This window comes from Streptomyces sp. NPDC051214 (genome assembly GCF_040682375.1).
Taxonomy (GTDB): domain Bacteria; phylum Actinomycetota; class Actinomycetes; order Streptomycetales; family Streptomycetaceae; genus Streptomyces.
The window spans coordinates 142242-161502 of the sequence record NZ_JBFBAT010000001.1; the positions used below are offsets into that span (position 1 = coordinate 142242).

A 19261-nucleotide genomic window follows, 5' to 3' on the forward strand; every position below is an offset into this window, starting at 1 on the left:
TGAACGGGCGGAAGGAAAAGCGTACACCGTACCCAGTCGTGCGCGTACACCGTACCCAGTAGTTCTCCGACGTCGATTTCCGGCCCCAAATGCCTTGCTCCAGCGCTCAGTTGGTATGGACATGACCGCCGCGCCGCTCTTATGCTCCGCCTGAACTCATCGTGAGAGCGCTCTCATCACCCTGTTCCTCCCCACCTCGACGGAACGACAGAAAGGGCACTGCCATGAGACGCAGAACCGGAGCCCGCATCGCCGTCTCCTCCCTGCTCCTGGTCGGCACCTGGGCAAGCGCCTCGCTCACCTCCACCGCGGGCGCCGCACCCGCCCCCACCCCTCCCCCCGCCTCCGCGGGCATGCTCAGCGCCCTCCAGGACGACTTCGGACTCACCGCGGGCCAGGCGCGCGAACGCCTCGCCGCCGAGAAGACCGCGACCCGCGTCGACCGCGCGGCGCAGCGCGCGGCCGGCTCCACCTACGCGGGCTCCTGGTACGACGCGGACACCGCCAAGCTCACGGTCGCCACCACCAGCGCGGGCAAGACCGACGCCCTGCGCGAGACCGGCGCCACCGTCCGCGTGGTCCGCCACAGCGCCAAGGAACTGGACGCCGCCAAGGAGCGCATCGACGCACTGGACGCGCCCAAGGGCGTCAGCAGCTGGCACGTGGCGCCGCGCAGCAACAAGGTCGTGGTGAACGTCGTCGCTGCTCAGAAGAACGACAACGATGTCCGGCGGTTCGTCGACCGGGCCCGCAAGGCCGGTCCCGTCCAGGTCGAGACGGTCGGCTCGGCACCGACCACGTTCGCCGCGGGCACCGTCGGCGGTGACCCCTACTACACCGGCAACGTCCGCTGTTCCATCGGCTTCTCGGTGCACGGTGGGTTCGTCACCGCGGGCCACTGCGGGCAGGCGGGAGCCGGTGTGCGCGGCTGGGACGGCTCGAACATCGGCAACTTCCAGGGCTCCTCGTTCCCCGGCAACGACTACGCGTACGTGAGCGTGGGCAACGGCTGGTGGACCGTCCCGGTGGTGCTCGGCTGGGGCACCGTCTCCGACCAGCTGGTCCGCGGCTCGGCGGAGGCGCCCGTGGGGGCGTCGATCTGTCGCTCCGGCTCCACCACGCACTGGCACTGCGGCACCGTCCTCGCCAAGAACGAGACCGTCAACTACAGCCAGGGCGCCGTCCACCAGATGACCAAGACGAGCGTCTGCGCCGAACCCGGCGACTCCGGCGGCTCGTTCATCAGCGGCGACCAGGCCCAGGGCGTCACCTCGGGCGGCTGGGGCAACTGCAGCGGCGGCGGTGAGACCTGGCACCAGCCCGTCAACGAGATCCTCGGGCGCTACGGCCTGACCCTGCACACCGCCTGACGGCGGCGGCGGACCGCGCCGGGCCCGCGGGAGGGTCCGGCGCGTACGCCGCTGCGGTGAGTCCTGGCGGCTGGATGGCCCTAACCGGGTTCACCGCGCGCACCCCGGAGGAAGGACTGCGGCTGCCACTGCCAGGAACGAACTGGTCCCGGAACCGCGCGTTCGGGGACGGACGGAGAAGCGCGATGACAGCAAGGGCCTCTCGTTTGGATCGGGCCGGATCAGGGAGCGGGGCCCGCCGCCGCACCCGCGTCGGCACGAGGCTCCTGGCCACGGTGGCCGTGGGCGCGCTCACCATGGGCACCGCGCAGGAGAGCGCACCGGCGGACGCGGGGGCCCCGGAGCAGGGCAGGTCGCCCTTCACCGGGATGCGGGCACAGCAGGGCCCGGTGCTCGCGGTGAAGTTCGACAACGCGCGCATGGCCAGGCCGCACACCGGCCTCGCGCAGGCGGACATCGTCTACGTGGAGAAGGTCGAGGGCGGCATGAGCCGGCTGATGGGGGTGTACTCCAGCCGCCTCCCCCAGGCCGTCGGTCCGGTGCGCAGCGCCCGGGAGTCCGACGTCGAACTGCTGCGGCAGTTCGGCCGCCCGGCCCTCGCCTACTCGGGGGTGCGCAGTTCGCTCAACAAGATGCTCAAGCAGTCGCCCCTGTACGCCCGCTCGCACGGCCGCCTGCCCGGCGCCTACTTCCGCGACGGCAACCGGCCGGCCCCGCACAACCTCTTCGTCCGCCCCGAGGCCGTGCTGCGCTCGGCACCGAAGGCCGACCACGCCGCCGACATCGGCTTCCGCTTCGGGCCTGCCCCGGCCGGCGGCTCCCGCACCGCGGCACGCACCGTCCGCTACGCCTCGGCCAGCCACACCTTCAGCTGGTCGCCCGGTGAGCGCCGCTGGCTCGCGTCCTTCGACGGGGTCCCGGCCCGCAGCACCTCGGGGGCGCAGCTGGGCGCGCGGACCATCGTCATCCAGCGCGTGAGCATGCCCCCCTCGCGCTACAAGGACGTCAACGGCGCGGCGACGCCTTACATCAAGACGGTCGGCAGCGGCAGGGCGACCGTCCTGCGCGACGGCAAGGCGTACCACACCCAGTGGAAGCGGACGAGCCCCGAGGGCGGCACGACCTTCACGCTCTCCAACGGACAGCGGATGCCCTTCGCCCGCGGGCAGGTCTGGATGGTCTTCGCGGACCGCTGAGCCCCACCGGCCTGGCCCCCGCACAGGCGCCGGCCCGGTGACCGTGATCGGTCACCGGGCCGGCGGGATGCTCCTGGCGGAGCGTCAGGTGCTCAGCCGCGTACGGACTCCAGCTCCCGGTCCTGGTCGTCCTGGCGCGCCGTGGGGAAGTCGCCGAGCTGCTTGTGCAGCTTCTCGCCCTCCACGTCGACGTTCGGCAGCGCGCGGTCGAGCCACTTCGGCAGCCACCACGCCTTGTTGCCCAGGAGGGCGAGCACGGCCGGGACGATCGCCATGCGGACGACGAAGGCGTCGAAGAGGACGGCGATGGCCAGGCCGAAGCCCATCATCTTGATCATGTCGTCGTTCTCCATGATGAAGCCGGAGAAGACGCTGATCATGATGACCGCCGCGGCGGCGACGACGCGTCCGCCGTGCGTGAAGCCGGTGACGACGGCCTCGCCGGGGCGCGCCCCGTGGACGTACGCCTCACGCATGCGCGTCACGAGGAACACCTCGTAGTCCATGGCGAGTCCGAAGACCACACCGATCATGAAGATCGGCATCATGCTCATGATCGGGCCCGGCTGGTCCACGCCGACGATGTCCGCGAGCCAGCCCCACTGGAAGACCGCGACGACGGCGCCGAGCGCGGCGGCCACCGAGAGCAGGAAGCCGAGCGCTGCCTTGAGCGGCACCAGGACCGAGCGGAAGACCAGCATCAGGAGCAGGAAGGCCAGGCCGACGACGAGTCCCAGGTAGGGCAGGAGCGCGTCGTCCAGGGTCTGCGAGAAGTCGATGGTCATGGCGGTCGCGCCGGTGACCAGGACCTCGGAGCCCGTCTTGTCGCCCAGACCGTCGACCGTCGAGCGGATCTCCTTGACGACGCCCTCGGTCTTGTGGTCGCTCGGACCGGTCTCCGGCACGACGTTGAAGATCGCGGTGTCGTCGGGCTTGTTGCCGTTCGCCGGCGTGACGGCGGCGACGCCGTCGATCTTGGCGATCTCCTTGCCGACGGTGCCGGCCGCAGCGGCGGCGCCCTTGTCCTTGTCCGTGTCGACCGTGACCATCAGCGGGCCGTTGAAGCCGGCGCCGAAGGACTCGGACAGCATGTCGTACGCCTTGCGCTGCGTGGTGTCCGGCGCCGACGTGCCCTCGTCGGGCAGGCCGAGCTCCAGGCTGGTGGCGGGTACGGCGACCACACCGAGGCCCACCACGGCGAGCAGCAGCACCGGGATCGGGCGGCGCAGCACGAAGCGTGCCCAGCGCGTGCCGAGCTTCGGCTTGGCGTTCGCGTCCCGCAGTTCGCTCGCGGGCTTCTTGCGGTCCTTGCGGCGCAGCACCTTCTTGCCCGCGAAGCCGAGCAGCGCGGGGATCATGGTGAGCGCGATGAGGACGGCTATCGCGACCGTGCCGGCCGCGGCCAGACCCATCTTGGTGAGGATCGGGATGTTGACGATCGCGAGTCCGGAGAGGGCGACGATGACGGTGAGTCCGGCGAACACCACGGCCGAACCGGCGGTCCCGGTGGCGCGGCCCGCGGCCTCCTCTGGCTCACGGCCGTCGGCGATCTCGGCCCGGTAGCGGGAGACGATGAAGAGCGCGTAGTCGATGCCGACGGCGAGGCCGATCATCATCGCGAGCGTCGAGGTCGTGCCGGAGAGGTCGAGGACGCTGCCGAGGGCCGCGATGCCGGAGACGCCGATGCCCACGCCGATGATGGCGGTCAGGAGCGGCATGCCCGCGGCGACCATCGAGCCGAAGGTGATGATCAGGACGACGGCGGAGACCGCGATGCCGATGAGTTCGGCGGTGCCGCCCATCTCCTGCTCCGCCATGACGGCGTCGCCGCCGGTCTCGACGGTGTAGCCCGTCTTGCGGGTGTCGTCGGTGGCCTTGGTGAGCGCGTCACGCGCCTTGTCGGTCAGCTCGGGGGCGGCCACCTTGTACGTGACGGACGCGTACGCGGTGGTGCCGTCCTTGCTGACGGCGTTGGCCTTGAAGGGGTCGGCGACCTCGCTGACCTGCGGCCCGGCGCCCAGTGTCTTGACCAGCTTCTCGACGTCGGCCTTGGGGCCCGACTCGGTCAGCTTCTCGCCCTCGGGGGCGCGGATGACGACGCGGGCGGTGGCGCCCTCGGCGCTGGCCGCCGGGAACTTCTCGTCGAGGAGGTCGAAGGCCTTCTGGGACTCCGTCCCCGGCATGGAGAAGGAGTCTTCGGGCGGTGCGGGTGCGGTGGCCGAGGCGAAGCCGACGCCGGCCAGCAGCACCACCCACATCAGTGCCACATAGCGGCGTCGCCGGAAGGCGAGGCGGCCCAGTTTGTAGAGGAACGTAGCCACGGCGAAGGGGCTCCCGTCGGTTTCGGCAGGTCAGCAGGTTCCCTTCCATGGTCCTGTCCCCTGGTGGCCCGGAAGTCAGACTCAGAGTCGGACTGTCGGCCCACGGGCGCTGTAGTGCCGTGCACGCTGGGTCATCCTCGGGGAGGAGATGTGATCAGGATGTGTAGGACCCACATCAAGTCGCAGGTCACCGGAGGATTCGCCTCCGTACCGTGGGACACCTGTTCACCCAAGAACAACTCGCCCTCATACCACCTCAATAGAGGCGATAAGGTGTCGAGTCAGCTCTCAGATACTTGTCATCACCATCCAGGAGAACCTCCGTGACTCTTGCCATCGCGCCGTCTGAAGCAGCCACGCCGTCGGAAGTGTCCGAGCCGGTGGCCCGGGACGCCCGCGAGTTCGGTGCCTACGCACGGACCGGCGGCTGGGCCTTCGCCCTGAAGGTGGCGCGCAGTGTGCGCCCCGGCGGACAGGGAGCCGACGAGACGCCGAAGGTCTCGGCGAAGGAGTTCAGCGAACTTGCCGGCTGCTCCGCCGAGCGCGTCATGCGCTACTACAAGGCCTGGGACAAGGCAGCTGACGACGGCCTCGTACCCCTCTTCGAGGCGCTCACGCCCGGCGAGGACATCGAACTTCCGGACTCCGACGTCTGGTTGACGTACTACGCCTCCCGCTCCAGCGCCCTCTCCCCGCGCGGCACGGCGATCACGGAGGCCGCCGAGGCCGAGGGCATCCGCCCCACCAAGGCCCTGGAGGTCGCCGAGAACCCCACCGCGCTGCGGGCCGCGATCCTCGCCGACCCCGGCACCGCCGAGGCGGCGCGGCGCGCGTTGATGGACCGGCTCGAGGAGGACCCGGCGCTGCGCACCGAGCTCGTCCGCGACATCGTGCGGGCCGACGACCTCAAGAAGGCCGTCGCGGCCGAGGCCAAGGCGGGCGACCGCGTCGACTACGTCCGCCAGATCGTCGACAAGGGGCAGGTCAAGACGCCGGCGGGCCAGCTGATCGACGCGCCCGCCGAGCTGAAGGAGGAGGCCGAGCGGCACCTGTCCCTCATCGACGAGCTCGACGACGGCGAGGACTCCGGCGAGTGGGCGCGTGAGGCGTACGACACCGTGAAGGACCTGGTCGCCCAGACCGTCCAGAGCGACCCGCAGCTGCGGGTGCAGGAGCGCCGCGCGAAGTTCTACAGCAGCCTGCAGAAGGCGACGAAGGTCTTCGAGGAGCTGACCTTCGACGACGCCGAGGTCGAGGACATCTACGAGGACGACATGCTGCTGCGCCTGGAGGAGCTGCAGAAGTCGATCGCCGCGTGCATCACGGCGCTGCAGACGGCGACGGCGGGCTCGGCCGCCGCCGGTTCCGCCACGCTCGCCGCCGCCTCCGAGGCCGTCGCCGTCTTCGACGACATGCCCGTCTTCGACGACACGGCCGGCACAGACGCCACGGCAGGCACCGACGGGACGACCGACACAGCGCAGGTGTCCGGCTGACGTCCGCGGACCCCGCCCTCCCCGTACATCCCGATGATGACCATGGCCTCTCGCGTAGCCCTGGAGTCGTACGGAATGACCCATACGCGGAGGGATTCGCCGCACCCCGCCGCGCTCGTAGCTTCTTGATCAACGTACGGAGACCGACGTACGGAGTTGATCGAGAGGTCATGGATCTATGCACGGCAAGGCATTCGCGCCCGAGTATCAGGGCGAGCTGGGCGCGGCACTCGGGGTGAACTCCTCCTACGAGGAGGTGCTGACGGCGGCGGACCGCGCCCTCTCCCGGGCGGACACCGCACTGGAGAGGGCGCGCGCCGCACTCGCCCTGGCCGAGGCCAACCGGCGCCTCGGCCAGGTGGACGACGCGGGCTCCGCCTGGCGCCAGAGCTACCGCAGCGCACGCGTCGCGGGGGACGCGGGCGCCATGGCCTGGGCGCTGTGGAGCGGCGGCACGCTCGCCCGCCAGTGCGGCCAACTGCGGCTCGCGCGACGGCTTCTGGCCTGGGGTGTCGCGCTGGCCTCCGACAGCGGGGAGCGGCTCGCGCACGGTTACGCGCTCGCCGGGCTCGCCGAGACGGGCCGCATCCAGGGGGACTACGCGGCGGTGGCAGCCCTGCACGAGCAGCTTCTGGAACAGGGCAGGAAGCACGGCGAGGCGCGGCACATGGTGTGGGCGATGTCCGGCATCGCCCAGATGCGGCGCAACACCGGCGACTACACCGAGGCGCTCGAGCTGTTCGAGGAGTGCGTCAGGATCTCGGCCGACGCCCAGGACGCGCGGGGGCGCGCCTGGTCGCTGCGCGGGGTCGCCGACGTCCTCTCGCTGCGGGGCGAGGCCGAGAAGGCGCTCGCGCTGCTCTCCGAGGCGGAGGTCATCTGCCGGGCCATGGATCTGGCGAGCGCGCTCGCCTACAACCACAAGATGCGCGGCAACGTCCTGTACCGGGACGGGCGTTATGCCGCGGCACGGCAGATGTACGCCATCGCCCTGGAGGAGTTCGACGTCATGCGTGAGCCGCGTGGCGCGGCCCTGTCCCGGCTGGGTCTGGTCAAGTCGCGGGCCAGGCTCGGCCACGACCGCGGCGAGACGCTGGCCGAACTCACCGCGCTGGAGGCCGACTTCGCGCGGATCGGGCTGCGGCAGGCGCGGGAGGCGGCGGTCGAGTTCCGCGCCGAGATGGCCGCACAGGCGGAGCCGAGCATGACCTGACGCCCGCGTACCGGGGTGTCACTCCGCCCGGGTGATCCGGATGCCGACCGTCCCCTTCGTGCCGCGCCGGATCCTGCTGCCGAGCAGCGTGAGGCGGCCGATCAGGCCGTACTTGCGCGCGATGAGGGTGCGGTAGCGCGCGGTCTCCTGCGGGTCGCAGATCTCGGCGGTGGCGGGGACCTGCTTGCCGGTGGGGTTGCCCCGCAGGTCACAGGGGCCGATCAGGACGTCCGCGCGGTTGCGGATCCGCTTGACCTTCCAGGAGTCCGCGGCCGTCCAGACACCGAGTGCGGCCCCGTCCTGGACCACCCAGACGGGGCTCGGCACCGGGGTGCCGTTCTTGCGGTAGCTGGTGACCAGGAGGTACTTCCCCGCGCCGAGCCCTGCCTGCGCTGCCTCGCCCACTTGACCGCCCCCGAGCTTCTGTTGCCCCACGTACGAACCGCCGATGGTGCGGATGCTACTCGCGATCACGTTCGCCTGGCGTGTGCGGGGCATACCCGTCGGGACGAGCCTGCCGGGGCCCTCGGAGAAGAGGATGCGCGACCGGCGGAGACGGGTGCGCCCGCGGGCCCCGGAGCGACCGGGTCCCGCGGGCGCGTGGTGCTTGGTGCGTGGTGCTCAGGCGCCCCAAGTTCCCTGGTTGACGGCGCAGTTCCAGCCGGTGCCGTGGACCTTGAACTTCACCTTGTACGACCTGGTGTTCAGCAGGCGCGTCTTGACCCTGACCCCGAGGCTGGCCTTGCCCGCCAGGCTCTTGTCGTAGACGGAGATGGTCTTCGAGGTCTTGTGCGTGATCTTGCCGCCCTTCGCCTTCGCCGAACCGAAGCGGACGTTCTTGACGTTGCTGACGGTGAAGGTGACCTTCTTGAAACTCTTGGTGCTCTTGTTCTTGAGGCCGAAGTACAGGCCGTCGCCCTTCACCCAGCCACCCGCGCCGATGTAGAACCGGGACGTGTAGACGATGTCGATCGGGCAGCCGGCGCTCGTCGCCGAGGCGGTCGACGCCTTCGGCGCCTTCGGTGCGTCCGCCGCTGAAGCCGATCCGGCCAGGCCGAGCTGAGCGGCCGTGAGAGCCCCCGCCGTGGCCAGGACTGCGGCGGTCGTGCGTGCGTGGTTCATCAAGGCTGGTGCCTTTCCCCCTGCGGCCCTCTCGGGCCAACTGTCAGAATGGTGCGATGGATGCGCACAAGGCGGTCCGCGTCCCTGTGCCGCCCGTATTTTTAGCAGGCGGACGGACATGAGTGGACATCAGGTTGTCCGCTCGCACAGCACCGTGACAAAAGCCGGACAATCACTCGACGGTCCGCCGACGGCCCCTCACATCGGCGGCGGCGCGGGCGCGGGCCCCAGCGTCGTCGTGCCCGGAGTGGTCCGTCGGGCGAGGCCGGTGCGGTAGGCGTCCATGGCGGCTTCCGTGCGTCCCGTGCGCCGGAGCAGATCGCCGAGCAGGCAGCACAGGCCGGCCACGTCCCCGGCCGCGCCCGCCCGTTCGAGCAGCGGCAGGGCGGCGCGGTAGTGCTCCTCGGCGCCCTCCGTGTCACCGCACTCCTCCGCGATGAGCCCGAGCAGCCGGTGCGCGGCGCCCTTGTGCACCGCGCCGCGGCCTGCCCGTAGAGCCGGGATCTCCGTGGCCCGCGGACCGGCGGCAAGGAGCGGCCGCAGCAGCGCCTCGGCCTCCTCGGTCCTGCCGCGCCTGCGCAGCACGTCCGCGAGTTCCACCTCGACCTGGTGGGCGTAGAGCGCGGCCCGCTTGGCGGTGAGCATGTCGTGGGCGGTGCGCAGTTCGTGCTCGGCACCTTCCAGGTCGCCGTCCTGGGCGTGCACATAGCCGCGCATCCAGTGGCAGTGGGCGAGTTCGGTGCGGAGGTGGAGCTGCTGGTAGAGGTCCTGGGCCTTGGCGAGGGACGCGTCGGCCTCGGCGACACGGCCCTGGGCGATGAGCGTACGGGCCACCCCGCGGTGCATGCCCGCGAGCAGCGCGGGGTCCTCCACGCGCGGCGCGAGGGCCAGGGCCAGTTCGGCGGCGTGCGCGGCGCGCTCGTGTGCGCCCATGTCCATGTACGGGGCGATGGACGCCGAGTAGAGCAGGAGCAGCGCGTCGGGGTCGTGCAGTCCCGAGGCGTTGAGCTGGTCGAGTGCGGTCTCCAACAGGTGGCAGGCGTAACGGAGTTCGCCCGTGAGGCGATGGGCGTTGGCGCGGCCGCGGATGGCGGGGACGCGACGCGGCAGCGGCTCGTCGGCGAGCAGGCGCTCCACGGAGGTGAAGCATGCGTGGGCGTCGTCGAGGTCGCCGGATTCCAGGAGGCACTCTCCGAGGCCGAGGAGTGCGGCTGCCCGCTCCTCCGGCAGGGCGTGCTCGACGGCTTCGGCGCACAGCTCGCGGAAGAGGGGTGCGGCGTCCTCGGGGGAGCCGGTGGCCAGGGCACGGCGCGCGTCGGTGAGGCGCAGGCGCAGTTCGGCGGCGAGGCGGGCCGGGCGTCCCGTCGCGAGCTCCCCGGGTGTGACGCCGAGCCTCTGCGCCAAGTGCCGAAGGGCCGCTTCGGAGGGCCGCACCTTGCCCGACTCCAGCGTGGAGACGTAGGCGGGCGTGTACGCGGGTTCGGCCAACTGGCGCTGGGTGAGACCGAGTTCCGTACGCAGCCGCAGGACGCGGCGCCCGATCTCCGCGGGCTCGTCCGGTCGTACGCCTCCTGATCCGCTCCCTGCCATGTTTTCCCCTCCGGTCCGGCCCCGCGTCCGAGCGAGGTTCATCCAGGTCTGCGGCACGCGGACGTGGTGGTGCATGTCTTCAACTCTGCGCTCACGCAGCCACCTTGCGTCCCAGGCATTGCCTGGCTTCCCCTCAGCCCCTACATTGAACCCCGCCTTAAGCTCCCTTAACCCCCCACTTATATCGCGGACTTGCCGTGCTGCGGCGATCCGGTCCGCGCTGATCCCGGGAGATCGTCCATGCGTAGACACGCTTCCCGTATATCCGGCATACCCCGCCTGCCCCGCAAGCGGCTCGCTGTCGCCACCGGTGTCGCTCTGGCCGCGACGCTCGCCGTCACCGCGCCCGTCGCCATGGGCCAAGGCCACGGCGAGGACGGCAGCGCGCCGGCCGCCCGGAACACCGACCGCGTCGAGGTCGAGTACTTCACCGGCCCCGACAGCCACCCCCGCCACACCGACGTCCCGGCCTCCGCCCCGCTGACCAGGAAGGAGCGGGCCACGGTCCAGGACGACGGCGATGTCCTGCCGATCGTGGAGGCCGGTGCGAGCGCCACCAAGGTCGACGTCGTCTTCATCGGCGACGGCTACACCGCCGCCCAGCAGGAGGACTTCCACGCCGACGTGCGCACCAAGTGGAAGGAGATGTCCGCCGTCCAGCCGTACGCCCAGTACAAGGACCTGTTCAACGTCTGGGCCGTCGACGCGCACTCGCAGGACTCCGGCGTCTCGGGCGACCCGACGAGCGATGTCCGCAAGAACACCGCCCTGAACTCGGCCTTCTTCTGTGACGGCACGGAGCGGCTGCTGTGCGTCGACACCAACAAGGTCGAGGCGTACGCGAGCAAGGCCGCCGACCCCGATCTCGTCATCGTGCTCAGCAACTCCACCAAGTACGGCGGCGCCGGCTACAACGACATCACCTCGCCGTCCGGGTACGACGGCATCGGCACCGCGTCCTCCGACCACCCCGACTCGGACCAGGTCGCCGTCCACGAGACCGGCCACTCCTTCGGCAAGCTCGCCGACGAGTACTGGTACGACGAGAGCACCTACACCGGCCCCGAGCCCGGCGAGTCCAACCTCACCAAGCTCAGCGCCGACGAGATGGCCGCGCAGAAGGTGAAGTGGCATCGCTGGCTCGGCCAGGCATCACCTGACGGGGGCACGGTCGGCGCGTACGAGGGCGGCGGCTACCACGGGCACGGCCTCAACCGCCCCACCGAGGACTCGATCATGCGCACCCTGGGCCGCGAGTTCAACCTGCCCGGACGCGAGGCGATGATCGCGGGCTTCCACCAGCACGCACCCGTGCTCACCTCCGCCACCCCCACCGACCGCAAGGTGCGCGGCACCGAGCGGATCCGCGTCACGGCGTCCTCCCACGCCACGCTGCGCTGGTACGTCGACGGCCGCGAGGCACGAAAGGCACGGGGCGCGGGCAGCGTGACCCTCAAGGCGCTCGGCGTACCGGCCGACGGCCGCGCGCACACCGTCACGGCACGCGCCGCCGACCCGAACAAGGCGGTGCGCGCCCCGGAGCTGCGCAAGCTGATGACCCGTTCGCTCAGCTGGCAGGTCATCCGCTGACGGACCCCGACCGCCGCCTGACGGCAGGACCCCACCCCTGCCGTCAGGCGGTGCCCAGGAATACTTCCGGTCATGACCACGCACCCCGAACGGTCGCGGGACGCGGCGGCCCCCGCCCCGGAGTGGACGCTGCGAGCCGCTGAGCCCACCGACGTCGAGACCATCGCCGAGCTGCGCGCGAGGGTGATGCGACCGGACCTGGAGCGGCTCGGCCGGTTCGACGAGCATCGGGTGCGCCAGAGATTCCGGGACGCCTTTGCCCCTCGGGACACTTCGGTGGTCCTCGTCGACGGCGCTTTCGCGGGCTGCGTCGCCCTGCGACCGGCCGACGACTGCCAGTGGCTCGAACACTTCTACCTCCACCCCGCCCGCCAGGGCCGGGGCCTGGGATCGGCCGTACTCCGCCGGCTGCTCGACCGGACCGACACCGAAGGCGACGTCGTCCGCCTGAACGTCCTGCGGGGCAGCGCGGCCCGGCGTCTCTACGAGCGCCATGGCTTCGGCGTGGAGGACGAAGACCCCGTGGACGTCTTCATGGTGCGGCGGCCGGGCTGAGAAGTGGCCCACGCCCAAGGCCCCCGAATGGTCCACGGCCCGGACCATTCGGCTGGCTAGCCTCCTCCCGTCAGCGAAGGAACCGGCCCGACGGCCGCCTGCTCCGGGAGCGTTGTGCCGATCCAGATCCTGCCGCCCGCGGGAGCGCCGCGCGTGCTCGCCGCCGCCCAGCTGTGCAACTCGCTCGGCGACGGCGCCTACTACGTGACCTCCGCCCTCTACTTCACCCGCGTCGTCGGCCTCTCCCCCACCCAGATCGGGCTCGCGCTCACGGTCGCGTGGGCCATCGGTTCGGTGACGGGAGTCCCGCTGGGCGCGCTCGCCGACCGCAGGGGGCCGCGCGGTACGGCGGTGCTGCTCGCCCTGGCCACCGGCGCGTCGGTGGCGTCCTTCCTGTTCATCCGCTCCTTCGCCCTGTTCCTCGTCGCGGCCTGCCTGTACGCGGTCGCCCAGTGCGGGCTCGCCGCGGCACGGCAGGCGCTGCTCGCGGGTCTGGTCACGCCGGGGGCCCGTACGGGCGTCCTGGCCCACCTCCAGTCGACGCTCAACGCCGGTCTCGCCGTCGGGGCGGCCCTCGGCGGCATCGCCCTGCACCACGACACGCGCGAGGCGTATCTGGCGGTCTTCGCACTGGACTCGGTCAGCTTTCTGCTCTGCGCGCTGGTGCTGCTGCGGCTGCCCGCGGTGCCGCCGTCCGTGGGGCGCGGGAAGGGCGAGCCGCGCCTCGCGGTCCTCCGCGACCGGCCGTACGCCGTCATCACCGCGCTCAACGCGGTCCTGCTGCTGCGGATGCCGCTGCTGAGCCTGGCGATCCCGCTGTGGGTGGTGGAGCGCACGAACGCGCCGAGCTGGCTCGTCTCGGCGCTCTTCGTCCTCAACACCCTCGCGGTGATGGCGTTCCAGGTCCGCATGGCCCGTGACGTCGACGGCCCGCGCTCGGCCACCCGCGCGGTACGACGCTCCGGCCTCGTCATGCTCGCCTCGTGCGCGGTCTTCGCCTTCTCGGCGGCGGGGCTTCCGGTGTGGGCGACGGTGGCGGTCCTGGTGGCGGGGGCGGTGCTTCAGGTCATCGCCGAGATGCAGCAGTCCGCCGGCTCCTGGCAGATCAGCTTCGACCTGGCGCCCGCCCATCAAGTGGGCCAGTATCAGGGCTTCTTCGGCTCCGGAGTTCCCGTCGCCCGCACCCTGGGCCCGCTCCTGCTCACCTCGCTCCTCGTGGTGTGGGGCATGCCGGGCTGGTTCATCCTCGGCGGGGTCTTCGTCGGGGCGAGCCTCGCGACGGGGCCCGCCGTGCGGTGGGCGGAGCGCTCGAGGGCCGCGCGCGTGCGAGAAGGGCACGGAAGCGGTGCGGCGTATATTCGTCGGCCGACCACCAGCACGCCGAGGGATGGGTACTCCGCACATGGGTGACCTCGCAGAGATCGATGAGTCCTTGGTCCGTTCGCTGCTCCATGAGCAGCACCCGGACCTCGCCGGCCTCGGCCTCCACGGGGCGGTACGCGGTTGGGACAACCAACTGTGGCGCCTCGGCGCTGACTTGGCCGTACGCATCCCGTGCACGGAACGCGCCCCGGACCTCCTCCGCAAGGAGCACCATTGGCTTCCCGGCCTGGCCGCACGCCTGCCCCTGCCGGTGCCGACACCCCTGCGGATCAGCGAACCGTCCACGCGCTTCCCGAAGCCGTGGACCGTCACGGCCTGGGTCCACGGCGAACCGGCCGACCGCACGCCTCTCAGCCGCGGTGACCACGCGGCCGAAACGCTGGCCCGGTTTCTGCGGGCGCTCCACGTGGAGGCGCCCGCGGACGCACCCGTCAACCCGACGCGCGGCCTTCCCCTCCACCACTACGCGTCCGGGTTCGACGAAACCCTCAAGGCACTCGCCACCTTCAGCGAAGTGCCCACCCGCGTACGGGACTTGTGGGAGGACTCCGTCTCGGCCCCGGAAGGCGCGGGCCCGCCGGTCTGGCTGCACGGCGACCTGCATCCCGCGAACGTCGTCGGCTCCGACGGCACACTCTCCGGCGTGCTCGACTTCGGCGAACTCTGCGCGGGAGACCCCGCGACCGACCTCTCCGCGGCATGGCTGCTCCTTCCCGCGGGCGCGGCGCAACGGTTCTTCGACGCCTATGCCCGAGCGGACGAGGCGACCGTCAGGCGCGCCCGGGGCTGGGCACTGCTCCGCGCCGTCGGCCTCATCCACATCGGTCGCGCCGGGGAGCGGGGGCTTCCCGGCGGGAAGCGGACCTGGGGTGTGGCGGGCCGGGCAACGCTCGACCGCGTCCTGGCGGACTCCTGACTCCGTCCCGCCCCCGGTAAAATCTCCCCTTGTGTCGAACATCCGCCACACACCGCGTGCGACCACCGGCCTCCTCCCCCTCCGAGCGGGCGCGGAGGTCGACGCGCACCGGCACGACGAGCACCAGATCGTGTACGCGGGCCACGGCGTCCTGTCCGTCACCACCGACGCGGGCAGTTGGGTCGCCCCCGCCACGCGCGCCCTCTGGATCCCCGCGGGAACCGTCCACGAGCATCGCGCGTACGGTGACACGGACCTGCACCTGGTGGGCCTGCCGGTGGCGGACAACCCGCTGCGCCTCGACCGGCCCGCCGTCCTCGAAGTCGCCCCGCTGCTCCGCGAGTTGATCATCGAGTACACCCGGAAGCCCGAGCCCTCCGACGTGCCCGAGCCTCGCGACGGCCGCAGTGCCGAGCGCCGGCGCCTGCGGGCCGTCCTGCTCGACCAGCTCCGCCACTCGACCCAGCAGCCCGTCCACGTGCCGGCGGCCCGCGATCCGCGCCTGGTCGCGGTGTGCGCCATCCTCCGCGCCGACCCGGCCGATCCGCGGACCCTGACCCAGCTCGGCGCCGCGACCGGCGTCAGCGACCGCACCCTCACCAGGCTCTGCCGTGCCGAACTGGGCATGAGCTTTCCCCAGTGGCGCACCCAACTGCGCCTGCACCACGCCCTGTGCCTGCTGGCCGACGACACCCCGGTCACCGTGGTCGCGCACCGCTGCGGCTGGGCATCGAGCAGCGCCTTCATCGACGTCTTCCGCCGAGCCTTCGGCCACACGCCCGGCGCCTGGCGGGCGCACACCTGACGCCACCTCGGCCAGGTCCTAGTGCTGGGCACGGACCGCTGGATTCACCTCGACCCGTGTCGTACGGAAACGCGCGGCGTAGGCCGACGGTGTCGTCCCCAGGTGCCGGGCGAAGGCCCTGCGCAGTGTCTCGTCGCTGCCGAGGCCGCTGCGCTCGGCCGCCTCGGTGACGCTTGCGCCGCGTTCCAGGAGCATGCGGGCGGCCTCCAGCCTGAGGGACTCCACGTACGCGGCAGGGGTGGTGCCGAGCTGTCGCGTGAAGAGCCGGGTCAGATGCCGGGAGCTCACGGCGGCCCGCCCGGCCAGGGTCGCGAGGCGGTGGTCGGCCGCCGGGTCGGCGGCGATGGCGTCGAGGAGGGGGCGCAGCACCGGATGGCTGGTCGCCGGGGCGCGCGAGGCCGCGGAGAACTGGGACTGACCGCCGGGCCGCTGGAGGAAGACGACCAGGTCACGGGCGACCCGCCGCGCGATGTCGGGGCCGTGGTCCTGCTCCACGAGAGCCAGGCAGACGTCGATGCCCGCGGTGACCCCGGCCGAGGTGAGCACCGGCCCGTCCTGGACGTGGATGGCATCCGCCGTGACGGTGATGTCGGGGTAGAGGCGGGCCAGCTTCGCCGCGTGCTCCCAGTGCGTCGTCGCCCTGCGGCCGCGCAGGAGCCCCGCGGCGGCGAGCGCGAAGGCGCCGGTGCACACGGCGGCCACCCGCCCTGCCCCGCTGGCCAGCCGGGCCACGAGCTCGACGAGGTCAGGCCGTTCGGTAAAGGTGACGAGCTCGGCGTGACCCGGTACGACGAGGGTGTCCGCGACGCCCGCATCGGCCGCCGGCCGGTCCGCCGCGATCCGCAACCCGGTGGAGGTCCTGACGTCCAGCCCGTCGGGCGTGCAGACCCGCACGGTGTAGCGGCCGCCGGTGTAACGGCTCGCGGTGGCGAAGACCTCCAAGGGCGCCGCGACGTCGAGGAGACGCACGCCGTCGAACGCGAGGACGCAGACGTGGTGGGGGCGCGGCCCACCCGGTTGACCGTTCACAGGGACACGGTAGCGGGAGGGCGTGTCCAGATGTGTGGGGTACGTGTCCACAGGGACATGGCCGTGGAACACGTACGACGAGCAGGCTGGTCCCAGGAGCCGACCCCCTCGATGACCCGACACAGGAGCCACACCATGACCGCTCACGCCTCTTCCGCCGCCGGAGTATCCCTGCCGGACACCAAGCTGGCTGCCGCCGCCACCGAACTGGTGCGGGACACGGCGAGCGAGATGATCTACCACCACTCCCGCCGCGTCTTCTGGTTCGGCAGCCTGCAGGGCGCGCGTAGGGGACTGAGCTTCGATCCCGAACTGCTCTATATCGGCGCCATGTTCCACGACCTTGGCCTGGGCGAGCGGTTCCGGGACAGCGGGCGACGCTTCGAGGTGGACAGCGCCGAGGAAGCCCGCCGCTTCCTGCACGGTCACGGCGTACCGGAGGACAGCGTGCGCCGGGTGTGGACCGCCATCGCCCTGCACACCACCCCGGGCATCCCCGAGTTCATGGAGCCGGAGGTCGCCCTGGTCACCGCCGGGGTGGAGTACGACGTCCTGGGCATCGGCTACGACGATCTCACCGCCGCCGAGCGCGCCGAGATCACGGCGCTGCATCCGCGCCCCGACTTCAAGCGGCGGATCCTGGAGGCGTTCACCGAGGGCATCGCCCCCAAGCCGGAGACCACCTTCGGGAACGTGAAGGCCGATGTCCTCGCGCACTTCGTGCCCGGCTACACCCGCGGTGACTTCGTCGAGGTCATCCGGAACTCCCCCTGGACGGAGTAGACGAGGAGAGTGTGGGAGCAGGAAACGAAGGGCGTCAACCCAGGGTTGACACCCTTCTCGCTGTCAACCTACCGTTGACACATGACGCAGCCCACCCAGCCCATCCGCCTCGACGACCTGATCCAGGCCATCAAGAAGGCCCACCCCGAGGCCGCTCTCGACCAGCTCTCCGACGCCGTGATCGCCGCCGATCACCTGGGCGACATCGCCGACCATCTGATCGGCCACTTCGTGGACCAGGCGCGCCGTTCGGGCGCCTCATGGACGGACATCGGCAAGAGCATGGGGGTCACCCGGCAGGCGGCCCAGAAGCGCTTCGTGGCCAAGGACCCCGGGGAGATGTCGGACCTCGACCCCCGGCAGGGCTTCAGCCGGTTCACCGACAGGGCCAAGAACGTGGTCATGGCCTCCCAGGAGGAGGCCCGCGCCGCGGGGAACGACGAGATCGGCCCCGGACACGTGGCGCTCGCCCTCCTGACCGAACCGGACGCCCTCGCCGCGAAGGCGCTCGTCGCGCAGGGGAGTTCGCTCGAGACGATCCGCGAGAGCGTCGCCGAGACGCTGCCGCCGGCGGTCGGCGAGGTGCCCGACCTCATCCCGTACGACGCCGGAGCGAAGAAGGTCCTCGAGCTCACCTACCGCGAGGCCCTGCGGCTCGGGCACAACTACATCGGGACCGAGCACATCCTGCTCTCGCTCCTGGAGGCCGAGGGCGGCACGGGCCCCCTCTCCGGGCTCGGCATCGACAAGGCTGCCGCCGAGGCGCACATCACCGAGGCTCTGGCGGCGATCCGGGCCTCGCTCGACCAGGCGTGACCGGACCGGACCCGGCCGCGCGCACCCGCGCCGCCTCCCGGACGGCCGCCGCGTTCGCCTTGCCCTGCCGGGATCCGGCGAGCTTCGCCTTGATGTGGTCGCGCACGAGGATCGGTTCGTAGGCGCACGCGTCGGAGTCGGCGAGGTGGCTCGGCAGCGTGGAGATGACCGCGTCGACGTTGCCGTCGTGGAAATAGGCGGCCGACCTGCGCCGGACGATGCCGCCGTCCACGATCGGCGGCTTGACCCGGTGCAGGGTGGACATCCAGCGGTCGTTGGTGAGCCGGGCGGTGAGATCGCCGAGGTTGACCAGGAGCGCGCCGTCGACGGGGGACACGTCGTGCCAGGCCCCGTCGGCGCCGAGCACCTGCAACCCGGCGACCTGGTCCGCCCACAACACGGTGACCAGGCCGAAGTCAGTGTGCTCACCCATCCCCGTCAGATCGCCGTCGAGGGTGACGGCACCTTCGGGCAGGGCGTAGTTGTTCATGCGCAGGACGTCGATGGAGTGGTCGGTCAGCGACTCGAAGAAGTCCGCCGGCTCCCCCAGGGCGTCCGCGAAGATCCGGGTCAAGGTGCGGGCCACGCGGCCGGCCTCGGCGAAGTAACGCAGTACGGCCGGTTCGAAGCCGTCGACCTGCGTTGGCCAGACGTTGAGTCCGTAGTCGTCCTCGGACAGGTCGAGTCCGAGGAACGAGCGGGCTTCGGTGCCGATGTTGAACGCCTCGAAGAAGTCGTTCATGCGTCCGGCCGACTCCACGCCCAGGCTCAGGCTGAGGGATTCACTCTTGGGCGGGCTGTAGCCGCGGTTCGCACCGGTGACGCGGTAGCTCTTCCGCACTTCCAGGGGCAGGCCGAAGAAGCCGTCGACGGCGGCGGTCAGGCCGTCCACCGTCTCGTCGGGAATGCCGTGCCCGAGGATCTGCATGAACCCGACGCGGGCGCAGGCGTCGTCCAACTCCCGTGCCACCCGCGCTCGTTCGGATGCCGCGCCGCCTTCGACGTACGGCGTGATGTCGATGACGGGGACCTGGAAGGTCATGGGCGTCTCCTGGCGCGAGCGAGGGGCTACGCCC

Annotated in this window: 17 protein-coding genes; 11 read left to right on the forward strand and 6 right to left on the reverse strand. The window is 71.4% G+C overall.

Annotated elements, in window-relative coordinates:
- The first annotated feature begins 224 nt into the window (after positions 1-224).
- Together AB0M70_RS00635 and AB0M70_RS00640 are read left to right on the forward strand one after the other, a co-directional pair.
- Positions 225-1370 (forward strand): S1 family peptidase, encoded by a 1146-nt coding sequence (locus AB0M70_RS00635; RefSeq protein ID WP_365814837.1) that lies wholly within the window; start codon positions 225-227, stop codon positions 1368-1370.
- Between the two features lie 185 nt (positions 1371-1555).
- Complete coding sequence (locus AB0M70_RS00640) at positions 1556-2566, forward strand: DUF3048 domain-containing protein (protein WP_365814839.1); 1011 nt, start codon at positions 1556-1558, stop codon at positions 2564-2566.
- A gap of 92 nt (positions 2567-2658) precedes the next feature.
- Here the strand turns inward: AB0M70_RS00640 and AB0M70_RS00645 are convergent, their stop codons facing one another.
- Positions 2659-4887, reverse strand: a complete 2229-nt coding sequence (locus tag AB0M70_RS00645) for an MMPL family transporter (protein ID WP_365814841.1) — start codon at positions 4885-4887, stop codon at positions 2659-2661.
- Between the two features lie 323 nt (positions 4888-5210).
- Here AB0M70_RS00645 and AB0M70_RS00650 point away from each other — a divergent pair, with 323 nt between their 5' ends.
- Together AB0M70_RS00650 and AB0M70_RS00655 are read left to right on the forward strand one after the other, a co-directional pair.
- Positions 5211-6383: a hypothetical protein gene (locus tag AB0M70_RS00650; RefSeq protein ID WP_365814843.1), complete on the forward strand. Its 1173-nt coding sequence runs from the start codon at positions 5211-5213 to the stop codon at positions 6381-6383.
- Between the two features lie 178 nt (positions 6384-6561).
- Positions 6562-7596 carry a tetratricopeptide repeat protein gene (locus AB0M70_RS00655; protein ID WP_365814845.1) on the forward strand — a complete coding sequence of 345 codons (1035 nt, stop codon included), beginning with the start codon at positions 6562-6564 and terminating at the stop codon, positions 7594-7596.
- Between the two features lie 18 nt (positions 7597-7614).
- Here AB0M70_RS00655 and AB0M70_RS00660 read toward each other — a convergent pair whose 3' ends face one another.
- The 3 genes from AB0M70_RS00660 to AB0M70_RS00670 form a co-directional block, all read right to left on the reverse strand.
- Entirely contained in the window at positions 7615-8001 is a 387-nt protein-coding gene (locus AB0M70_RS00660; RefSeq protein ID WP_365816219.1) for a PPOX class F420-dependent oxidoreductase, read from the reverse strand.
- Positions 8002-8217: 216 nt separating this feature from the next.
- Positions 8218-8718, reverse strand: coding sequence for a hypothetical protein (locus AB0M70_RS00665; protein WP_365814847.1), 501 nt, complete (start codon positions 8716-8718; stop codon positions 8218-8220).
- A 198-nt stretch (positions 8719-8916) separates the two neighbouring features.
- On the reverse strand, positions 8917-10308 hold the full coding sequence (locus tag AB0M70_RS00670) for a helix-turn-helix transcriptional regulator (protein WP_365814848.1): 1392 nt from the start codon (positions 10306-10308) through the stop codon (positions 8917-8919).
- 240 nt (positions 10309-10548) lie between these two features.
- Here AB0M70_RS00670 and AB0M70_RS00675 point away from each other — a divergent pair, with 240 nt between their 5' ends.
- From AB0M70_RS00675 to AB0M70_RS00695, 5 genes are all read left to right on the forward strand, one after another.
- Entirely contained in the window at positions 10549-11898 is a 1350-nt protein-coding gene (locus AB0M70_RS00675; RefSeq protein ID WP_365814851.1) for a M64 family metallopeptidase, read from the forward strand.
- A gap of 72 nt (positions 11899-11970) precedes the next feature.
- Complete coding sequence (locus tag AB0M70_RS00680; protein ID WP_365814853.1) at positions 11971-12453, forward strand: GNAT family N-acetyltransferase; 483 nt, start codon at positions 11971-11973, stop codon at positions 12451-12453.
- A gap of 114 nt (positions 12454-12567) precedes the next feature.
- The gene (locus AB0M70_RS00685; RefSeq protein WP_365814855.1) at positions 12568-13863 is read left to right on the forward strand and encodes an MFS transporter; all 1296 of its coding nucleotides are present in this window, start codon (positions 12568-12570) and stop codon (positions 13861-13863) included.
- Positions 13856-14752 (forward strand): aminoglycoside phosphotransferase family protein, encoded by an 897-nt coding sequence (locus tag AB0M70_RS00690; protein ID WP_365814857.1) that lies wholly within the window; start codon positions 13856-13858, stop codon positions 14750-14752. The genes AB0M70_RS00685 and AB0M70_RS00690 overlap by 8 nt, the downstream gene beginning before the upstream one ends.
- Before the next feature lie 31 nt (positions 14753-14783).
- The gene (locus AB0M70_RS00695) at positions 14784-15557 is read left to right on the forward strand and encodes a helix-turn-helix transcriptional regulator (protein ID WP_365814859.1); all 774 of its coding nucleotides are present in this window, start codon (positions 14784-14786) and stop codon (positions 15555-15557) included.
- An 18-nt stretch (positions 15558-15575) separates the two neighbouring features.
- Here the strand turns inward: AB0M70_RS00695 and AB0M70_RS00700 are convergent, their stop codons facing one another.
- A complete protein-coding gene (locus tag AB0M70_RS00700; RefSeq protein WP_365814861.1) occupies positions 15576-16586 on the reverse strand; it encodes a DJ-1/PfpI family protein in 1011 nt (336 codons plus the stop codon).
- A 135-nt stretch (positions 16587-16721) separates the two neighbouring features.
- Here AB0M70_RS00700 and AB0M70_RS00705 point away from each other — a divergent pair, with 135 nt between their 5' ends.
- Positions 16722-17369: an HD domain-containing protein gene (locus AB0M70_RS00705; RefSeq protein WP_365814863.1), complete on the forward strand. Its 648-nt coding sequence runs from the start codon at positions 16722-16724 to the stop codon at positions 17367-17369.
- A gap of 81 nt (positions 17370-17450) precedes the next feature.
- Positions 17451-18185, forward strand: coding sequence for a Clp protease N-terminal domain-containing protein (locus AB0M70_RS00710; RefSeq protein WP_365814865.1), 735 nt, complete (start codon positions 17451-17453; stop codon positions 18183-18185).
- Here the strand turns inward: AB0M70_RS00710 and AB0M70_RS00715 are convergent.
- The gene (locus AB0M70_RS00715; protein WP_365814867.1) at positions 18139-19227 is read right to left on the reverse strand and encodes a 2-oxoglutarate and iron-dependent oxygenase domain-containing protein; all 1089 of its coding nucleotides are present in this window, start codon (positions 19225-19227) and stop codon (positions 18139-18141) included. The two genes, AB0M70_RS00710 and AB0M70_RS00715, sit on opposite strands and share 47 nt — an antisense overlap.
- Between the last annotated feature and the right edge of the window lie 34 nt (positions 19228-19261).

Excerpts from the sequence above, each read along its gene's own strand:
- AB0M70_RS00635 (WP_365814837.1), top strand. The coding sequence starts at position 225 with ATGAGACGCAGAACCGGAGCCCGCATCGCCGTCTCCTCCCTGCTCCTG.
- AB0M70_RS00640 (WP_365814839.1), top strand. The coding sequence starts at position 1,556 with ATGACAGCAAGGGCCTCTCGTTTGGATCGGGCCGGATCAGGGAGCGGG.
- AB0M70_RS00655 (WP_365814845.1), top strand. The coding sequence starts at position 6,562 with ATGCACGGCAAGGCATTCGCGCCCGAGTATCAGGGCGAGCTGGGCGCG.
- AB0M70_RS00665 (WP_365814847.1), bottom strand. The coding sequence starts at position 8,718 with ATGAACCACGCACGCACGACCGCCGCAGTCCTGGCCACGGCGGGGGCT.
- AB0M70_RS00670 (WP_365814848.1), bottom strand. The coding sequence starts at position 10,308 with ATGGCAGGGAGCGGATCAGGAGGCGTACGACCGGACGAGCCCGCGGAG.
- AB0M70_RS00675 (WP_365814851.1), top strand. The coding sequence starts at position 10,549 with ATGCGTAGACACGCTTCCCGTATATCCGGCATACCCCGCCTGCCCCGC.
- AB0M70_RS00680 (WP_365814853.1), top strand. The coding sequence starts at position 11,971 with ATGACCACGCACCCCGAACGGTCGCGGGACGCGGCGGCCCCCGCCCCG.
- AB0M70_RS00690 (WP_365814857.1), top strand. The coding sequence starts at position 13,856 with ATGGGTGACCTCGCAGAGATCGATGAGTCCTTGGTCCGTTCGCTGCTC.
- AB0M70_RS00705 (WP_365814863.1), top strand. The coding sequence starts at position 16,722 with ATGACCGCTCACGCCTCTTCCGCCGCCGGAGTATCCCTGCCGGACACC.
- AB0M70_RS00710 (WP_365814865.1), top strand. The coding sequence starts at position 17,451 with ATGACGCAGCCCACCCAGCCCATCCGCCTCGACGACCTGATCCAGGCC.
- AB0M70_RS00715 (WP_365814867.1), bottom strand. The coding sequence starts at position 19,227 with ATGACCTTCCAGGTCCCCGTCATCGACATCACGCCGTACGTCGAAGGC.